Origin of the sequence: Flavobacterium flabelliforme, assembly GCF_017948675.1 — a bacterium.
GTDB classification, from domain to species: domain Bacteria; phylum Bacteroidota; class Bacteroidia; order Flavobacteriales; family Flavobacteriaceae; genus Flavobacterium; species Flavobacterium pygoscelis.
In genome coordinates this window covers 269,733-287,007 of sequence record NZ_JAGFBU010000002.1, presented here as the reverse complement: position 1 = coordinate 287,007, position 17,275 = coordinate 269,733, and the positions used below count along the sequence as shown (strand labels likewise).

The following is a 17,275-nucleotide window of genomic DNA, read 5'->3' as shown; positions in this document are numbered from 1 at the left end:
ATATTATGAACGATACTTGCCCCACTAAAACCCTTCCTGAAGGTCATCCCATTCGAGTATATTTTCAAGAAAATGACATTATTCATACTCTTTTAGAAGAATTAACTGCAACGAATCCAGCAGAAGAACTACAGAAATATACTAACATATTCAATCAATTATATACCATCGAAAAACGATTTGCAAGAAAAGAAAATCAGCTCTTTCCATTTTTAGAAAAAAGAGGATGGAACGGACCTTCGCAAGGTATGTGGTCTTTTCATGATAATCTAAGAGAACAGTTCCGTTTGATTCGATATTACCTTAAAACCAATAATCCAGAAAAAATTAATACCAATACTCCGTTTTTAGTAGATGGCATTTACCGATTATTGAATGTCGAAGAAACCGTTTTATTTCCTAATGCACTTGATTTATTAGAGGAAAAAGATTGGATAAAAATGCGTGCTGGTGAAGAGGAAATTGGTTGGATGCTATCCAAAAATCCTGCCGCCTATCCTAGTCAGAAATACATTCATCCTAGCGAAGATTTTACACAAAGGGAAATGCCTTTTTCTCTTGAAAATACTTCTCATTATGATGAAGGTTATATGACAGTAGAGCAAGTCAATCTACTTTTTAGAACGCTACCCTTAGATCTTACTTATGTAGATGAAAATGACAAAGTAATATTCTATAACCGCGGTGAAGAACGTGTTTTCCCTAGAAGTGCAGGAATTATAGGTCGAGAAGTAAAATTTTGTCATCCACCAAAAAGCGTAGATACTGTATTAAAAATTTTGGATGAGTTTAGAAAAGGAACTAAAAGCGAATCTTCCTTTTGGATTAATTTTAAAGAAAGACTGATTTACATTCGCTATTTCGCAGTAAGAGACGCTGATAAAAACTACAAAGGCGTGATTGAAATGTCTCAAGATATTACTGATATTAAAAAGATTGAGGGAGAAAAACGATTACTAGACTGGGAATAAAGCAATAACAAAAATGGAAACACTTAAAATCAATTATAAAAATTTATATTTTCCACCAGGAGGAATTTTGATGTGGATTATAATATTTCTAGAGCTCATCACTTTCGGGATGGCTCTTGTTGTTTTTGCAATGTACGGCAGTGAAGAACCAGAAATTTTTCATCAATCTCGCCTGCAATTAAACAGCACTTTTGGTGCTATTAACACTGTTTTTTTGCTGACAAGTGGTTTTTTTATGGCCAATGCCGTAGTTGAATTTAAAGCAAAAAACGTAAAAAAATCATCCTTTTATTTTAAGTTAACAATGCTTGGTGGATTGCTATTTCTAATTCTTAAAAGTGTAGAATATTATCATAAAATTGATTCTGGAATTACGCTAGAAACCAATACTTTTTTTGCCTTTTATTGGCTGTTAACAGGATTTCATCTCATTCATGTAATTATGGGATTAGTAATTTTGATCTGGACGAATAACGGAATGATGAAAAAGAACTCTGATACAGAAGTGGTAGACGTTGAAGCTTGTGCTGCTTTCTGGCACATGTGCGATTTGATTTGGCTTTTATTATTCCCAGTTCTTTATTTAATTTTTTAATCATGAAAAAAACACTATTATTTAACTACGGATTATTAATTTTACTGACAATTAGTACCGCTGTAATATCAAATTTTGTTGCTATAAAGTCATTAGCTATTGGTCTGATTATGGGATTATCAGCATTAAAATTCATGTTGGTTTCCTTTGAATTTATGGAATTAAAAAAAGCCAATTTATTCTGGAAAGTGAGTTTAATTTTTGTATTATTTTTAATTGTCCTTTCGGTTGTTTTTATTTCAAATTAAGAAGTAAAAAAAAGGATGAAAATATGACAAATATCATGATAAAGGACGAAAACATCTTCTACTTTTACACTATAAATCAAGATAAATACAAACCTAATTATTATGAAAACTCAATTCAAATTAACTGAAAAAAGCAAGCTAATTGTTATAGCATTATTTCTTGCTTTCGGGCTTTTCTCTTGCTCTAAAAATCAAGAGAAAGATGCTAAGTATTATGAAAGCATAAAAGTAGATGGACAAAAAACTGCAGAACTTACTGCTCCACCCTTTGTACCTAAACCAGTTGGTGATCGCGCTGCGATGAAACTAATTGTTAATATGGAAATTAAGGAACAAGAAGGAGAAATGGTTGATGGTGTAAAATATACCTATTGGACATTTGGAGGTTCAGTTCCTGGAAGCTTTATTAGAACTCGTGTGGGTGATGAAGTAGAATTTCATCTAAAAAACCACCCTGATAATAAAATGCCTCACAACATCGATTTACATGCAGTTACAGGTCCAGGAGGAGGAGCTACTTCTTCACTTGTTGCACCAGGACATGAAAAAGTTTTTAGTTTTAAAACATTAAATCCTGGTTTGTATGTGTACCATTGCGCAACTGCTCCAGTAGGAATGCACATTGCCAACGGAATGTACGGTTTAATTTTAGTTGAACCAGAAGGTGGTTTGCCTCCAGTTGATAAAGAATACTACATCATGCAAGGTGATTTCTATACCAAAGGTGCTTATGGAGAACCAGGAAATCAACCATTTGATATGAATAAAGCCATCAAAGAACAACCTGATTATGTTGTGTTTAATGGAAAAGTTGGAGCTTTAACTGGTGATAAATCATTAACAGCTAAAAAAGGAGAAACAGTTCGTATCTTTATGGGTAATGGTGGTCCTAACTTAGTTTCGTCTTTTCATGCTATTGGAGAAATATTTGACAGAGTGCATGTAGAAGGTGGAGATTTAATCAACAAAAATGTTCAAACTACCTTAATTCCAGCTGGTGGTGCTGCAATAGTTGAGTTTAAAGTAGATGTTCCTGGAACATTCATTCTTGTAGATCACTCTATTTTTAGAGCATTTAATAAAGGAGCTTTAGGAATGTTGAAAGTTGAAGGAGATGAGAACAAAAAAGTATATTCTGGTACCATCCAAGAAGGAATTTATCTTCCAGAAGGAGGAACAATTCAAAATATGCCTAAAGAAAACGGTGCATCAAAAGCAGTTGTAGTAAAAACAGTTGATCAGCAAATTGCTTCAGGTAGAGAATTGTACGGAAGAACTTGTTTTGCTTGCCACCAATCAGAAGGACAAGGTGTACCCAATGCTTTCCCTCCTTTAGCTAAGTCCGATTTCTTAAATGCTAATACTGACCGAGCAGTAAATGCAGTATTACACGGATTAAGTGGAGAAGTTACTGTAAATGGTAAAAAATTCAATAATGTTATGACAAGTCAAAACCTTACTGATGATGAAGTTGCAGATGTGTTGACTTACGTGTACAACAGTTGGGGAAATAATAAAACAGTAGTAACTCCAGCTAAAGTAAAAGCGCTAAGAGCAAAACCTGCACCAAAAGCAAAAGATATTCACGAATAATAAATAATACAATTAATAACAATAAATAATTACAAAATGAAAAAGTATATTTTTACAATTGCAATGATGGCAATGGCTTTTCAAGGATACAGCCAAAGTGCCGATAAAGGAAAAAAAGTCTATAATCAAGTTTGTGTAGCTTGTCACCAAGCTACAGGTTTAGGAATTCCTGGAGCTTTCCCTCCATTGGCGAAGTCAGATTATTTGAATAAAGATACTAATAGAGCAATCAAAGGAGTTGTAAAAGGACTGAAAGGACCTATTACAGTAAATGGCAAAAAATTTAATGCCGAAATGCCTGCTCAAGCATTAAGCGATCAACAAATTGCAGATGCAATGACTTACGTTTACGCTAGTTGGGGAAATAACAAAACTGTTGTAACACCAGCAATGGTAAAAGCACAAAGAAATTAATAAATAGTAAAAAAAATAGCCATGTTGAAAAAGAAAATAGTTTTGTCATTATTTCTATTACTGATAGCAACATCGCTATGGGCTCAAGAAGCTAAAATGGTTGCTGTAGAAAGGGGAACATTCGTTCCCCTCTATGGTGCCAGCAGTAAAGAACCAGTAGAAGTAAAAAGTTTTTACATTGATGTATATCCAGTAACTAATGCTCAGTATTTACTGTTTTTAAAAAAATATCCAGAAAATTCACGTTCAAAGATTAAAGGAATTTTTGCTGATAAAAGTTATCTATCGCAGTGGGAAAGTGATTTTAGTTACGGAAAAAACAATTTAAGCAATGCACCTGTAACAAATATTTCTTGGTTTGCAGCCAAAAAATACTGCGAATGCCAAGGAAAAAGATTGCCCACTATGGATGAATGGGAATACGTTGCAATGGCAGATGAAAAACGAATCGATGCACGCACAAAAGAGAGCTTTAACAAATACATCATGTCATGGTATGAGAAGCCAAATACTTATGCTAATCCTGTAGGAAAAACATTCAAAAACTATTGGGGTGTTTATGATATGCATGGATTAGTCTGGGAATGGACTTCTGATTTCAATAGTATTTTCCTTTCTGGAGAATCCCGAAAAGACAAAGACTCTGATAAAAATTTATTTTGCGGAAGCGCTTCGGTAAATGCAACCGATTTAATGAATTATGCTGCTTTTATGCGATACGCCTTTAGAGGAAGTCTAAAAGCAAAATATACAACCAAAAATTTAGGATTTCGATGCGCTAAAGATAAAAAATAGCTCATAAAACTAAAAATCAAAAAAAATGAAACCAAATAGCTATTACTCCACTTTTTTAGCAATGAAAAAAACAAACCTAAAATCTAGTTTGCGATATACAAATTTTCTTTTTCTTGTATTTGCTTTACTTTTACTATCGTTACAATCTTGTAATAATAAAAAGGAAACTGCCCAAGCAAACGAAAAGCCAATATCCGATTTATCCATATACAACCTTCCTTCTCAATGGACCAATCAAGATGGGAAGAACATGGAGATGAAAGATATGAAAGGCAAAGTATTAGTCATGGTTATGATTTATACTTCTTGTAAAGCTGCTTGTCCTAGACTTGTTGCAGATATGAGAAATATTGAGCAAAGAATTCCTCAAAAAATAAAAGAAAATGTACAATTTGTATTAGTGAGCATTGATCCAACGGTTGATACTCCTAAAAGACTAAAATCATTTGCTATTGAAAACAAAATGGATGGAGATCAATGGGTTTTCTTACGCTCTACAGAAGAAAACACAAGAGAATTTGCAGCAGTTTTAGCTGTAAATTACAAAAAAATTGCTCCTGTAGATTTTTCGCATTCAAATATTATTAGTGTTTTCAACGCAGATGGAGAATTAGCTTACCAGCAAGAAGGCCTGGGAGTGAATTCAGATCAAACCATAAACAAAATTACAGAAGAAGCTGAAAAGCTAAACTAACTCACAATGAAATCATTCAAAATAATCAGTTTATCATTTTTAACAATGATAAGCGCAGCTACTTACGCCCAAGAATTTGATGCCAATTTACAATTAAGACCTCGTTTTGAATATAGAAATGGCTATAAAAACCTAATGCCGAACGGAGAAAATGCCACATCATTTGTATCTCAACGTTCCCGTATTAATTTTAATTTCAGTCAAGAAAGATTAAAAACTAAATTAACTATTCAAAACGTACGTACTTGGGGAGATGTTGCTACTACAACAGCAGCTGACAAAAATGCAATTTCAGTTTTTGAAGCCTGGGCACAATATGATTTAAGTTCAGAATGGTCAACACGCATTGGTCGTCAGGTTATTGCTTACGATAACCAACGCATTTTTGGAGAAATTGATTGGTCTCAACAAGGACAAAGTCATGATGCTGCCTTAATATCTTTTCATCCTAAAAACAATCAATTGGATTTGGGTGTGGCACTAAATGCTAATGCAGAAAACCTACTTGAACCTAAAACACCATATACTACAAATTACAAAACGATGCAGTATGCTTGGTATCACACGCAACTCAACAAAATTGGTATGAGCTTATTGTTTTTGAACACAGGTTATCAGTTTCAAAAAACACCAACAGATTTAGCTGTTGATTACAAACAAACCTTTGGAACCTATTTAACGTTCAAAGAAAAAAAATGGGATACTAATTTAGGGATTTATGGTCAATCGGGTAAAACTGCTACTAAAAAAGTAAATGCTTTGTATGCAGGAGCTTATGTTGGTTATGCTTTTACAGAACAATTTAAAGCGGGCTTAGGACATGAATTCCTTTCCGGTAAAGATCAAGATGATAGCAGTTTAAACAATAAATCATTTACTCCAATTTTTGGAACAAACCATGCATTTAACGGCTTTATGGACTATTTTTATGTAGGAAATCACCAAAACAATGTTGGATTAAATGACACTTATTTAAAACTAAATTATACTTCGAATAAATGGCAATTTGCGCTAATCCCTCATTATTTTAATGCTCCAAGTGTCGTTTTAGATACTGATGGTTCAAAAATGAATACTTATTTGGGAACAGAAATTGATTTTACCACCACATATACCGTTCAGAAAGATATAGTTGCTTCGGCAGGATATTCTCAAATGTTCGGTTCATCAACCTTAGAAAGAGTAAAAAATGTAACAAATGCAGCACAGACAAACAATTGGGTTTGGGTAATGGTTTCGTTTAGTCCCAGAATTTTTACTTTAAAATAATACTTCTTTATTAATTCAAAAAAAACGGCATTCCCTTTTATGGAATGCCGTTTTTATATTGACTATTTTAGAGTTACCGTTACTACAGAAAGACTGCTTACACAGTAATTAAAAAGAGTTATATTGTATAAAAAATTACTTTTTAATTTTTACAGCAGGCTCAGCAAAGCTCATATTTGTTTCTTTTACCAATTTACCTTTTTCAAAAAACTGCCACATACCCTCTTTCTTACCATTAACAAATTTACCTGTAGAAGCGATATCTCCATTAGCATCTCTAAAAGTAGCGATACCATTATATACATTATTTTTATAGTTTGATTCTTCTAAAAGAGTTCCTTTTTCAGTATATTTTTTATAAAAACCATTTTTTAAATTATTTTTATAAACAATTTCCTCCGCAACCTTACCACTGATATAATATACGGTACGAACACCTTCTAGTTTGCCTTTACTGTAGTTTTCAGTTGTCATTATTAAATTTGAATTTAAATGGTAATATTTCCATTCGCCTTCAAAAAGTTTATTGACTACCTTTCCTTCACTAACTTTATTATTTTTTTGATCATAGAAAATAGTATAAGCAACATTGTCTTTTGAGTTAAATTCTCGAGTTGCTATTAAAGAACCTTTCTTTGTATCATCAAAAAAATTAAAAACACCTATTTCTTTTCCGTGATCAAAAGTACCCTCATATCTGGGGCGCTTAGACTCATCGTATTTACCTTTCCATAAACCATGTTTCAATCCTTTTTCATCTAATTTATTATAATCTGTTACCTGGGCGTAAACACTATAATTGAATAGCATCATAGTTATAAACAGATATACAAAGTATACTTTTTTACTTTTCATATTATATTTATGTTATTAGACAAATTTAACTACTTTTTACTAGATAAAGCTAAATCTTAAAAAAAGAGAAATATTAAATGAAAAATACTTTTTATGTTTAACTTTTTTTAATATATGCAAAACAAAAAAATAGCATTTTATTAGAATTCATGATGAAATAACAACTAAATAGCTAAATAACAGTACTTAAACAAAAGCAAAAGAAATCATAAAGTATATTTTTTGTTTAAAGTTTTTTATAATTTTATAAACAAAATAAACGCATTTTATTAAATTTTATTAAACAAAAAACAAACAACATGAAAAATTTAAGTAAATTTAAAGCATTCGCACTACTGTTATTTGCTGTAGCTTTTGTCTCTTGTGACAATAGCGATGATCCAACTCCTATGCCTGTAGACAATACTATAACAGGAATAGCGGTTCAAAACCCAAATTTAAAAATTTTAGTACAAGCATTAACAAAAGCTGATTTAGCTACAACACTTAAAGGTGCGGGTCCTTTTACTGTTTTTGCACCAACTGACGCAGCATTTACAGCATTTTTAAAAACAACTCCCTACGCAACTATAAATGATGTACCAAAAGAGGCACTTACACAAATCTTATTAAACCACGTAGTTAGCGGAGCAGTAAAGTCAAATGCATTAACTACTGGCTATATCAAAACATTAGCAAAAGGAAATGCTTCAACAACAAATAATTTAAGTATGTATGTTGATCTTAGTTCAGGAGTAAAACTGAATGGTGTTTCTAATGTAACAACTGCAGACATAATAGCTTCTAATGGCGTTATACATGTTGTAGATGCTGTTATTGGACTTCCTACAGTAGTTACTCACGCATTAGCGAATAAAAACTTCACCTCACTTGTTGGCGCACTTACAGGAGCAGGACAACCAGATTTTGTTGCTACTTTATCAGGAGCAGGACCATTTACTGTATTTGCACCTACTAACGCAGCTTTTACAGCTTTAAACGCAGAGTTAGCGCCAGGAGGAATACAAAGTGTTTCTGCAGCTGATCTTACAAAAGTATTGCAATACCACGTTGTAAGCGGAAATGTTTTAGCAGCAACATTAACAGAAGGTCAAATGGTAACTCCAATTCTAACACCAGCACAAAAATTCACAATTCAATTAGCTAGTGGTGCAAAAATTAAAGACGCAAACAATAGAATTTCTACAATTATAATAACTGATGTACAGTGCTCTAACGGTGTTATACATGCTATTGACAAAGTATTATTACCAGTTCTATAATTAAATAAGAGAAGTTATTATTTCTTAAACACAATAAATTACACACAAAAAAAAGGATCTTAAACTTAACGTTTAAGATCCTTTTTTCATTTAAAAATTATAATTTATAACCGAATTGCTTATTTATAGAACCATTATAATTATTTAAAGCACTACTACAAATACATACTGTCTTACTGATCAATCTCTATTATCTTTGAATACACAATGACAATCTATTCACAATTCAAAGCTATTTGAATTAGAAAATACTTTATAACAATTTTAGTCAAATTTAAAACAAACAAGTCTTCTCAATAAAAAAACTCCTTCACTGTTACTTATTTTTTTTATCTACTAGAGACAGCAAGCCATAAAAAAAAGTCAACTGAATAAAACTGATTTTATTCAATTGACTTTCTAATAATTTAAAAGACTAATTATTTCTTCTTTTTGTCTAATGCTTTTTGAGCTTCAGCTTGTTCCATAACTTCTTGCAGTTTTTTCTGGAACTTACCTTGTTTTTTAGGCTCTTTTAATTTGTTTTCTTGTATTTGAAGGTGAATCTTGTCGCTATCGATAAAGTATCTTTTGATGACAATCATAATACCAATAGTAATCAAATTCGAAATAAAGTTATACAAACTCAATCCGGCTCCATAACTATTAAAGAAAATTAACATCATTAATGGCGAAACATAGATCATGATTTTCATCATCTTAGCCATATCTGGCATCCCTTCTTGCTGTGGCGCTGCCATTTGTTGATCTCCAGAAGTCATTTTCATGTAAAAGAAAATCGCTATTGCTGCTAATATTGGAAACAAACTAATATGGCTTCCGTACATAGGAATATTAAAAGGCAATTTGATCACTTCATCAAAAGAAGATAAATCGTCTGCCCATAGGAAACTTTTTTGTCTTAACTCAAATGCTGATGGAAAAAACTGAAACGATGCATACATAAAAGGAAGCTGAATCAATGCTGGAATACAACCCGCCATAGGATTTACTCCTGCTTTATTGTACAACTTCATTGTTTCTTGTTGTTTCTTCATTGGGTCTTTTTTGAATTTCTCTCCCAATTCTGCAATTTCAGGTCGCAATACTTTCATCTTAGCTTGCGATAAGAAAGATTTAAAAGTAATAGGCGACATCGCTATTTTAATAAGAATAGTAAAAACAATAATTGCAATACCATAAGAGATATAATCACTTAAAAAACCAAATAACGGAATAAATATAAATTTATTAATCCATCCGAAAATTCCCCAACCTAATGAGATAATTTTCTCCAAATTTTTATTGTAATGTTTAAGAGTTTTATAATCCGTTGGACCAAAATACCAACTCATTTTGTGATCTAATTCTCCACTTGTAAAGGCTAAAGGAATATTAGCTTTAAATTGCTTTGTAAAGACAGTATCTATTTTATCGTCTTTCACTAAATTAACAGACTTAACTTTAGCTGTTTCTAATGGTGCTTTTGACAAAAGAATAGTAGAGAAAAAATGCTGTTTGAAAGCGATAAAAGTTGGCTTTTCAAGATCTTGTTCTTCCGTTTGTCCTATACCTGCATAAGAAATTTTTCCATCTTTGTGTTCAGAATAGATCTCGTTGTAACGATTCTCGTAAGAAATACTTTTTTCATTACGGTAAGCCTTTAAATCCCACTCTAAATCTAATGGCTTTGAAGTATTCAAAACCTTATTTAATCCTTGTGAACGAATATCGAAATCAATCATATAGTCGTTAGGCTTTAGAATATATTTGTATTCTAAAAATTCGCTAGGACCAGCTTTCAACTTCATAGACAATACTTGATCTGCTCCTATTTTTTCTAAAGTAGGCTCAAAATATAAATCTTTAGAATTCAAAGTACGGTTATCACTAGTCAACAACTGAATGTTTAAATTAGCATTGTTGTTCTTGATTAATTCAACTAATTGACCTGAACCTTTTTTAAATTTCTCGAATTTTTTTAAAGTTGCTTCTACAATGTAACCTCCTTTGTTTGCAATAACCAACTTTATTACTTCATTTTCAATAGTAGTAACACCTGCTTTTGCAGAAGGAAGTGTCGCTGAATAAGCAAAATTTCCAAGGTTTTTTTGCAATTGAGCTAATTGGGTAGAATCGCCAGTTGTTGCAACTGCAATAGTAGCATTAGCAATAACTTTAGCTTCTAACTCTTTGGCTTTAGCTGCCTTAATAACCAGTTCTTTTTGTGCTTTTTCAGCAGCTACCACTTTCGGGTCTGGTTGATTTTGATACATGATAAAAATCAAAATAGCAAAAATTAATACAAAACCTATAATCGAATTGCGGTCAAATTTTTTTTGTTCCATTGTAATTAAAAAAATTTTTAAATTTAAAGTGTACTGAAACGAAATCGCTTCTAGTTATTTTTTCTTTGATTGAACTGCTGCTGCCACAAAATTCACAAAAATAGGATGCGGATTCGCTACCGTACTTTTATATTCTGGATGGTATTGTACCCCAATAAAAAACGGATGCTCTTTTATTTCGACAATTTCAACCAATCCTGTATCTGGGTTAACTCCAGAAGCAATTAATCCTGCGTTTTGCAATTGTGCCACATAATTGCTGTTGTATTCATAACGATGACGGTGACGTTCCGAAATAGTGTCTTTCCCGTATATTTTATAGGCTAATGAATCTTGTTTTATGTCACATTTCCATGCTCCTAAACGCATCGTTCCGCCTTTGTCTGTAATTGTTTTCTGCTCTTCCATTAAGTTTACAACAGGGTGTGCCGTTTGCTCATTCATTTCTGTAGAATTAGCATCAGCCATACCTAAAACATTTCTAGAATATTCAATAATTGCCATTTGCATACCCAAACAAATACCAAAGAAAGGAATTTTATTTTCACGAGCGTAACGAACTGCTTCTATTTTACCTTCAATTCCTCTTTCTCCAAAACCTGGAGCAACAAGTATTCCATCTAAATTAGCAAATTTTTCGCTCAAATTAGTAGCATCAATATGCTCAGAATGTATTGATATTACATTAACTTTAGTTTCATTAGCAGCACCAGCATGAATAAACGCTTCTAAAATAGATTTGTAACAATCTTGCATTTCTACATATTTACCAATCAATCCAATATTTACTGTGTGTTTTGGATTTTTCAATCGCTTTAAAAAGATGTTCCAATTTTTTAAATCTGGAGCTGCTTTTTTAGGCAAATCTAATTTCTTTAACGCCACAATATCAAGTCCTTCTTCTAACATAAGATTAGGGACTTCATAAATAGTAGCTGCATCTATAGATTGAATAACGGCTTCCCTTTTTACATTACAAAACAAAGCTAATTTATTTCGTAATTCTTCTGACAATTCATGTTCTGTTCTACAAACTAAAATGTCCGCTTTAATTCCGCTTTCCATCAACGTTTTTACAGAATGCTGTGTTGGCTTTGTTTTTAACTCACCAGCAGCAGCTAAATAAGGAACTAAAGTCAAATGAATTACAATAGCATTATTTTCGCCTAAATCCCAAACCAATTGTCTAACAGACTCGATGTAAGGCAAAGATTCTATATCACCAACCGTTCCACCAATTTCAGTAATTACAATATCAAAGTCACCTGAATTACCAAGCAACTGCATTCTATCTTTTATTTCATTGGTAATATGAGGTACTACTTGTACCGTTTTACCAAGAAACTCTCCTCTTCTTTCTTTTTCAATAACCGAAAGATATATTCTACCAGTGGTAACATTATTGGCTTGTGAAGTAGGAACATTCAAGAAACGCTCATAATGTCCTAAATCTAAATCGGTTTCTGCACCATCGTCAGTAACGTAACATTCCCCATGTTCATAAGGATTTAATGTTCCTGGATCTACATTAATATAAGGGTCAAACTTTTGAATAGTTGTACGGTAACCTCTTGCTTGTAACAATTTTGCCAAAGAGGCTGCAATGATCCCTTTCCCTAAAGAAGAAGTCACACCGCCTGTAACAAAAATATATTTCGTCTGATTCATTCTGTTGTTGTTTGTGTTGTAGTTGTGTAAAAAAACGTGGCAAAAGTACGAATTAAATTAGAGAAATTGCCAAATAGATAATGAGAAAATAAAGAGATAATTTAATTAGAAATTTTATACTAGGAACATAAAAAAAAGCTACTTCATTTTATATTGTATCCTAAATTTCAAAAATCAGTTTATGAATTTGGTTTTGGATACTTTTTCTTAATGTTTCTGATTAATTCCTCTAAGCCATTAAGTTTCAATTCATATATTAATTTCAATTGTTCTCCTAATTCTCCTTTTGGAAAACCTTTATTGCTATACCAAACGATGTAATACTCCGGAATATCTATAAGAAACCAACCTTCGTATTTTCCGAAAGGCATTTTTGTATGAGCTAATTTTATAAGTTGTTGTTGGTTTTGATCCATTTTATAAAAAGAAAAAAGAAGTAAGATTAAAGATTTCCTTTACACTTACTTCTTTTTTATATAATTGATTATTATTTCCAGTTAAAAGTAATTCGCTTTTCAACCTCTGGATGTAAACTTAAAAATACAGGACAAGTCATTGCTGCTCTTTCAAGAATCGTTTTGCTTTTTTGATCATTGGTTCCTTGCATCTGAAAAATAATTTCAATAGAACCAATACGTCTTGGTTCTGCATTCATAATCTTTACAACTTCTGCAGTCGAACCTTTCAAATCCACTTCTAAATCTCTTGATTTGATTCCCATTATGGTCATCATACAAGTTGCCAAAGCATTTGCAACTGTATCCGTTGGAGAAAAAGCTTCTCCTTTACCATTATTATCTACCGGTGCGTCTGAAAGAATTTCAGTTCCCGATTGTAAATGAATTGAAGATGTCCTTAAATCTCCTAAGTAAGTTACTTTTGATGTCATTAGTTTGCCTCTTTAATAGTTAAATCAGTATCGTAGTACAAAATATAAATTCCTTTATTTGCATAACCGCCACCTTCTTTTTTATAAAATTCAAATTTATTATCTACTTGCTCTGTGGCAGTATTATCAATAGTTTCTTGATATTTTTTATCTTGTGCCAAACGCATCATAGTATCAAAAGTGATATCAAATCCTCGAGTTGCAAAAACATTTGGGTCAATTTTATTTTTCTTCTTAAATTCTTTTTCAAAAATCAGTGCTTCTGGAGATTCATTTTCACGATTGACAGAAGGATAAGTCAACTTTAGTTTTGCAAGGTTTGCAATACTTACTTCATCTGTATCTAAAGTTTCATTAGGCTCTAATATAACCAGCTGAACCTTATAAGTTGTCATAGCGCTTAACATTGCTGCTATTGTTGATTTTATCATTCCTGTGTTTCCCGTTTCCATTACAACATAGTTTATCTTATCGAGCACAAATAAACTTTTTAAATTTTCTGCAGAAACCGCACCATTCTCAGTCAAAGTCGAGAACTTAACATCTTTATGATTCTCCTTGATAAACTGAATAATAGAAAGTTTCTTTTTATCGACCACAGCAATCATATTCCCATTTTTAGAACGCATATAATCAAACATAGCATTTTTCACAGCATCTGGAGAGGGAACTGATTGATACACATTTGCAAAAGACACTACTTGATCTTTTGATAAAGGCGAAATTACAGGAACTTGGTTTTGCATTAATAATTCGGCTGTTTTCTCCACATTACTTTGATAAAATGGTCCAATAACAACATCTGAATTTTGCAAATTATTATTCTTTACAATTGCACTAACCAACGAACTATTTTTGGTTTCTTGAGAATCATAAATAGCAATATCAATAGGAAGTCCTAAAACTTTAGCGGAATCTATAGCCATTAGTGCTCCCGCATAAAAATCTAAAGTCATATTAAGAAACTTATCCTTTTTTAAACGTTTTGCAGTCGAATTTAGCGTATCACCTTCAATTTTAGCTATATTAAAAGGTAATAGTAGCGCTAGCTTTTTTCTAGCAGTTGTTGCGTTTTTAGACAAAGCAACGTAGTCTTTTTTAACTTCCTGAGTAACCACTACTGAACTAGGAATTTTCAAAATCATACCCTCGATCACACCTTCTAATAAAGTAGGATTAATTTTGATAAGTTCTTCTTGGTTCATGCCAAACATCTTAGAAAGTCCATACAATGTCTCTTTAGGCTTTACAATATATTCTTGAAATGTTTTCTTATCAACTACTTGTACTGGAGCGGCTACTACAATCTCCTTTTTAGATTCTGCAATTACAGGAGCAACCTCTTGTTTAGGTGCTTTGCCTTTCACTAACAATTTAAAACCTTCAGGCAAATTAGAAACAACCTCAGGATTTTTTCGCTCTAATTCTTCTATTGTGATTCCGTATTGTTTAGCAATAGAATACTTTGTTTCTTTTGGTAAAACAAGATGATATATTGCTTTTTCTGGGGCTTCAGCAGTGCTTTTTATATTCTTTTTTGATGGGATTATCAAAGTTTGACCAATTTGCAAACCCTCTTTTTCAAGAAATGGATTAGCTTGTTTCAGTAACTCGTCAGAGATACCATATTTTTTTTCAATACCATACAAAGTCTCCTTCGCTACTACTTGATGCGACACCCCTTCCGGAGTAGTCTTAGCTGGAATAGCAAAAGGCAGTTTTACAGATATCGACGGAATCAACAAAACACTTTTAGGTTTTAAACCTGCTTGCGCATCCGGATTCAGTTGGTAAATATCGTTAGGAGTTACATTGTATTTCTCAGCAATCTGACTAATTGTTTCTCCTTTTTCAACTTTATGTGTTATCGTCTTTTGAGCAAAAGCTCCGCAATTAAACAACAAAGTAGTCATACAAATTGCAAAAAAATGTTTCATCTTATTTATTTATAAAAATTATTCAAATCAGTAACAAAAATAACGGTATCAAATTTTATTCCAAAAATTTGATACCGTTTATACAAAGAACATTCTGAGAATGATGTTCTACAGAAGATAAAAATCTAAATTATTCCCACTCAATAGTTGCTGGTGGTTTAGAGCTTATGTCATACACTACTCTATTGACACCTCTTACTTTATTGATAATATCATTTGATACTTTCATCAAGAAATCATAAGGTAAATGAACCCAGTCAGCTGTCATACCATCTGTAGATTCTACAGCACGTAAGGCTACTACTTTTTCGTAGGTACGCTCATCACCCATTACTCCTACACTATTTACAGGAAGAAGAATTGCGCCAGCTTGCCATACTTTATCGTATAATCCCCAAGATTTTAATCCATCGATAAATACAGCATCTACATCTTGTAAAATTTGTACTTTCTCCGGTGTAATATCTCCTAGAATCCTAATGGATAATCCAGGTCCAGGAAAAGGATGCCTTCCTAATAATTCAGGATCAATTCCTAGTGACGCTCCTACTCTACGTACTTCATCTTTAAAAAGCATACGTAAAGGTTCCACAATTTTCAATTTCATGTAATCAGGTAAACCCCCTACATTATGGTGTGATTTTATCGTTGCCGATGGCCCTTTAACAGAAACGGACTCAATAACATCAGGATATATGGTTCCTTGTGCTAACCATTTTACATCTTTAATCAGTTGAGATTCATCATCAAAAACTTCAATAAAAACACGTCCAATTATTTTACGTTTGGTTTCTGGATCACTAACTCCTGCTAACTCAGATAAGAAACGATCGCCTGCATCTACTCCTTTTACATTTAAGCCCATTCCTTTGTATTGATCTAATACACTTTGGAATTCATTCTTACGGAGTAATCCATTATTAACAAAAATACAATATAAATTTTTTCCAATAGCTTGATGCAATAAAACTGCCGCTACGGTAGAATCTACGCCTCCCGAAAGCCCAAGAACTACTTTATCATCTTGCAATTTCTCTTTAAGTTCAGCCACCATGTCTTCAACAAAAGCATTTGGCGTAAAATTTTGAGGAACTTCAGCAATTTTAACTAAGAAATTCTCTAACATTTTTGAGCCATCCGTAGAGTGAAAAACTTCTGGATGGTATTGAATTGCATAAGTAGTTTCGCCTTCAATTTTGTAAGCTGCAAATTCTACATCGTGAGTACTTGCTAGTTTTACGCCATTTGTAGGCAAAGCTTTTATACTGTCGCTATGACTCATCCAAACCTGACTGTTCTCTGAAACTCCTTCAAAGAAAACTTCATCCTGTTTTATAAAAGATAAATTAGCCCTACCATATTCTCTTGTGTTTGAAGCCGCAACTTCGCCACCACTAAAATGAGCTAAATATTGCGCTCCGTAACAAACGGCAAGCAAAGGTAGTTTTCCTCTAATTTGAGATAAATCCGGATGAGGCGCATCTTCTGCTCGCACAGAAAAAGGGCTACCTCCAAGAATTACCGCTTTATAAGATGATAAATCAGTTGGAAAATTATTGTATGGGAAAATTTCGCAGAATATATTTAATTCGCGAACTCTACGCGCAATAAGCTGTGTATATTGCGATCCGAAATCTAAAATAAGTACGTTGTGTTGCATGCGCAAAAATACTTTTAATATTTTGAATTGAAAAATTGAATTTTGAAAATATTCAATTTATTTTATCAAAGTTTAATTTATAAGGTTTTTGACTCTAT

At 32.5% G+C, this 17,275-nt stretch carries 15 protein-coding genes and 1 pseudogene; 9 read left to right on the top strand and 7 right to left on the bottom strand.

The window, feature by feature from the left end:
- Window positions 1–5: 5 nt before the first annotated feature.
- The 8 genes and pseudogenes from J3S90_RS07585 to J3S90_RS07550 all read left to right on the top strand — a co-directional run bounded on the left by J3S90_RS07585 (window position 6) and on the right by J3S90_RS07550 (window position 6,579).
- The gene (locus J3S90_RS07585; RefSeq protein ID WP_210645694.1) at window positions 6–971 is read left to right on the top strand and encodes a DUF438 domain-containing protein; all 966 of its coding nucleotides are present in this window, start codon (window positions 6–8) and stop codon (window positions 969–971) included.
- A 13-nt stretch (window positions 972–984) separates the two neighbouring features.
- The gene (locus J3S90_RS07580) at window positions 985–1,566 is read left to right on the top strand and encodes a cytochrome c oxidase subunit 3 (RefSeq protein WP_210645693.1); all 582 of its coding nucleotides are present in this window, start codon (window positions 985–987) and stop codon (window positions 1,564–1,566) included.
- A 2-nt stretch (window positions 1,567–1,568) separates the two neighbouring features.
- Window positions 1,569–1,814: a cytochrome C oxidase subunit IV family protein gene (locus J3S90_RS07575; RefSeq protein WP_210645692.1), complete on the top strand. Its 246-nt coding sequence runs from the start codon at window positions 1,569–1,571 to the stop codon at window positions 1,812–1,814.
- Between the two features lie 102 nt (window positions 1,815–1,916).
- Window positions 1,917–3,407: a copper-containing nitrite reductase gene (gene nirK / locus J3S90_RS07570; protein WP_210645691.1), complete on the top strand. Its 1,491-nt coding sequence runs from the start codon at window positions 1,917–1,919 to the stop codon at window positions 3,405–3,407.
- A gap of 90 nt (window positions 3,408–3,497) precedes the next feature.
- Window positions 3,498–3,821 (top strand): annotated as a pseudogene (locus J3S90_RS07565) (c-type cytochrome); the annotation flags it as partial.
- 21 nt (window positions 3,822–3,842) lie between these two features.
- Window positions 3,843–4,616, top strand: coding sequence for a formylglycine-generating enzyme family protein (locus J3S90_RS07560; protein WP_210645689.1), 774 nt, complete (start codon window positions 3,843–3,845; stop codon window positions 4,614–4,616).
- A 61-nt stretch (window positions 4,617–4,677) separates the two neighbouring features.
- Complete coding sequence (locus J3S90_RS07555) at window positions 4,678–5,310, top strand: SCO family protein (protein WP_210645866.1); 633 nt, start codon at window positions 4,678–4,680, stop codon at window positions 5,308–5,310.
- A gap of 6 nt (window positions 5,311–5,316) precedes the next feature.
- Window positions 5,317–6,579: an alginate export family protein gene (locus J3S90_RS07550; RefSeq protein WP_210645688.1), complete on the top strand. Its 1,263-nt coding sequence runs from the start codon at window positions 5,317–5,319 to the stop codon at window positions 6,577–6,579.
- A gap of 135 nt (window positions 6,580–6,714) precedes the next feature.
- On the opposite strand, the gene J3S90_RS07545 is transcribed toward J3S90_RS07550, so the two are convergent.
- On the bottom strand, window positions 6,715–7,434 hold the full coding sequence (locus J3S90_RS07545) for a toxin-antitoxin system YwqK family antitoxin (protein ID WP_210645687.1): 720 nt from the start codon (window positions 7,432–7,434) through the stop codon (window positions 6,715–6,717).
- Window positions 7,435–7,733: 299 nt separating this feature from the next.
- Between J3S90_RS07545 and J3S90_RS07540 the strand changes: the two genes are divergently transcribed.
- Complete coding sequence (locus J3S90_RS07540; RefSeq protein ID WP_210645686.1) at window positions 7,734–8,696, top strand: fasciclin domain-containing protein; 963 nt, start codon at window positions 7,734–7,736, stop codon at window positions 8,694–8,696.
- A 419-nt stretch (window positions 8,697–9,115) separates the two neighbouring features.
- On the opposite strand, the gene yidC is transcribed toward J3S90_RS07540, so the two are convergent.
- The 6 genes from yidC to guaA all read right to left on the bottom strand — a co-directional run bounded on the left by yidC (window position 9,116) and on the right by guaA (window position 17,177).
- Window positions 9,116–11,023 (bottom strand): membrane protein insertase YidC, encoded by a 1,908-nt coding sequence (yidC, locus tag J3S90_RS07535; protein ID WP_210645685.1) that lies wholly within the window; start codon window positions 11,021–11,023, stop codon window positions 9,116–9,118.
- A 54-nt stretch (window positions 11,024–11,077) separates the two neighbouring features.
- Complete coding sequence (locus J3S90_RS07530; protein WP_210645684.1) at window positions 11,078–12,691, bottom strand: CTP synthase; 1,614 nt, start codon at window positions 12,689–12,691, stop codon at window positions 11,078–11,080.
- A gap of 179 nt (window positions 12,692–12,870) precedes the next feature.
- Window positions 12,871–13,107, bottom strand: a complete 237-nt coding sequence (locus tag J3S90_RS07525; protein WP_188050202.1) for a DUF3820 family protein — start codon at window positions 13,105–13,107, stop codon at window positions 12,871–12,873.
- Between the two features lie 71 nt (window positions 13,108–13,178).
- Entirely contained in the window at window positions 13,179–13,580 is a 402-nt protein-coding gene (locus J3S90_RS07520; protein WP_210645683.1) for an OsmC family protein, read from the bottom strand.
- Window positions 13,580–15,517, bottom strand: a complete 1,938-nt coding sequence (locus J3S90_RS07515) for a LysM peptidoglycan-binding domain-containing protein (RefSeq protein ID WP_210645682.1) — start codon at window positions 15,515–15,517, stop codon at window positions 13,580–13,582. The genes J3S90_RS07520 and J3S90_RS07515 overlap by 1 nt, the downstream gene beginning before the upstream one ends.
- Before the next feature lie 130 nt (window positions 15,518–15,647).
- Window positions 15,648–17,177: a glutamine-hydrolyzing GMP synthase gene (guaA, locus tag J3S90_RS07510; RefSeq protein WP_210645681.1), complete on the bottom strand. Its 1,530-nt coding sequence runs from the start codon at window positions 17,175–17,177 to the stop codon at window positions 15,648–15,650.
- Window positions 17,178–17,275: the final 98 nt, after the last annotated feature.

Coding starts and splice junctions, on each gene's coding strand:
- J3S90_RS07550 (WP_210645688.1), top strand. CDS start 5,317: ATGAAATCATTCAAAATAATCAGTTTATCATTTTTAACAATGATAAGC.
- J3S90_RS07585 (WP_210645694.1), top strand. CDS start 6: ATGAACGATACTTGCCCCACTAAAACCCTTCCTGAAGGTCATCCCATT.
- J3S90_RS07540 (WP_210645686.1), top strand. CDS start 7,734: ATGAAAAATTTAAGTAAATTTAAAGCATTCGCACTACTGTTATTTGCT.
- J3S90_RS07520 (WP_210645683.1), bottom strand. CDS start 13,580: ATGACATCAAAAGTAACTTACTTAGGAGATTTAAGGACATCTTCAATT.
- J3S90_RS07525 (WP_188050202.1), bottom strand. CDS start 13,107: ATGGATCAAAACCAACAACAACTTATAAAATTAGCTCATACAAAAATG.
- J3S90_RS07530 (WP_210645684.1), bottom strand. CDS start 12,691: ATGAATCAGACGAAATATATTTTTGTTACAGGCGGTGTGACTTCTTCT.
- nirK (WP_210645691.1), top strand. CDS start 1,917: ATGAAAACTCAATTCAAATTAACTGAAAAAAGCAAGCTAATTGTTATA.
- yidC (WP_210645685.1), bottom strand. CDS start 11,023: ATGGAACAAAAAAAATTTGACCGCAATTCGATTATAGGTTTTGTATTA.
- J3S90_RS07555 (WP_210645866.1), top strand. CDS start 4,678: ATGAAAAAAACAAACCTAAAATCTAGTTTGCGATATACAAATTTTCTT.
- J3S90_RS07545 (WP_210645687.1), bottom strand. CDS start 7,434: ATGAAAAGTAAAAAAGTATACTTTGTATATCTGTTTATAACTATGATG.
- guaA (WP_210645681.1), bottom strand. CDS start 17,177: ATGCAACACAACGTACTTATTTTAGATTTCGGATCGCAATATACACAG.
- J3S90_RS07575 (WP_210645692.1), top strand. CDS start 1,569: ATGAAAAAAACACTATTATTTAACTACGGATTATTAATTTTACTGACA.
- J3S90_RS07560 (WP_210645689.1), top strand. CDS start 3,843: ATGTTGAAAAAGAAAATAGTTTTGTCATTATTTCTATTACTGATAGCA.
- J3S90_RS07580 (WP_210645693.1), top strand. CDS start 985: ATGGAAACACTTAAAATCAATTATAAAAATTTATATTTTCCACCAGGA.
- J3S90_RS07515 (WP_210645682.1), bottom strand. CDS start 15,517: ATGAAACATTTTTTTGCAATTTGTATGACTACTTTGTTGTTTAATTGC.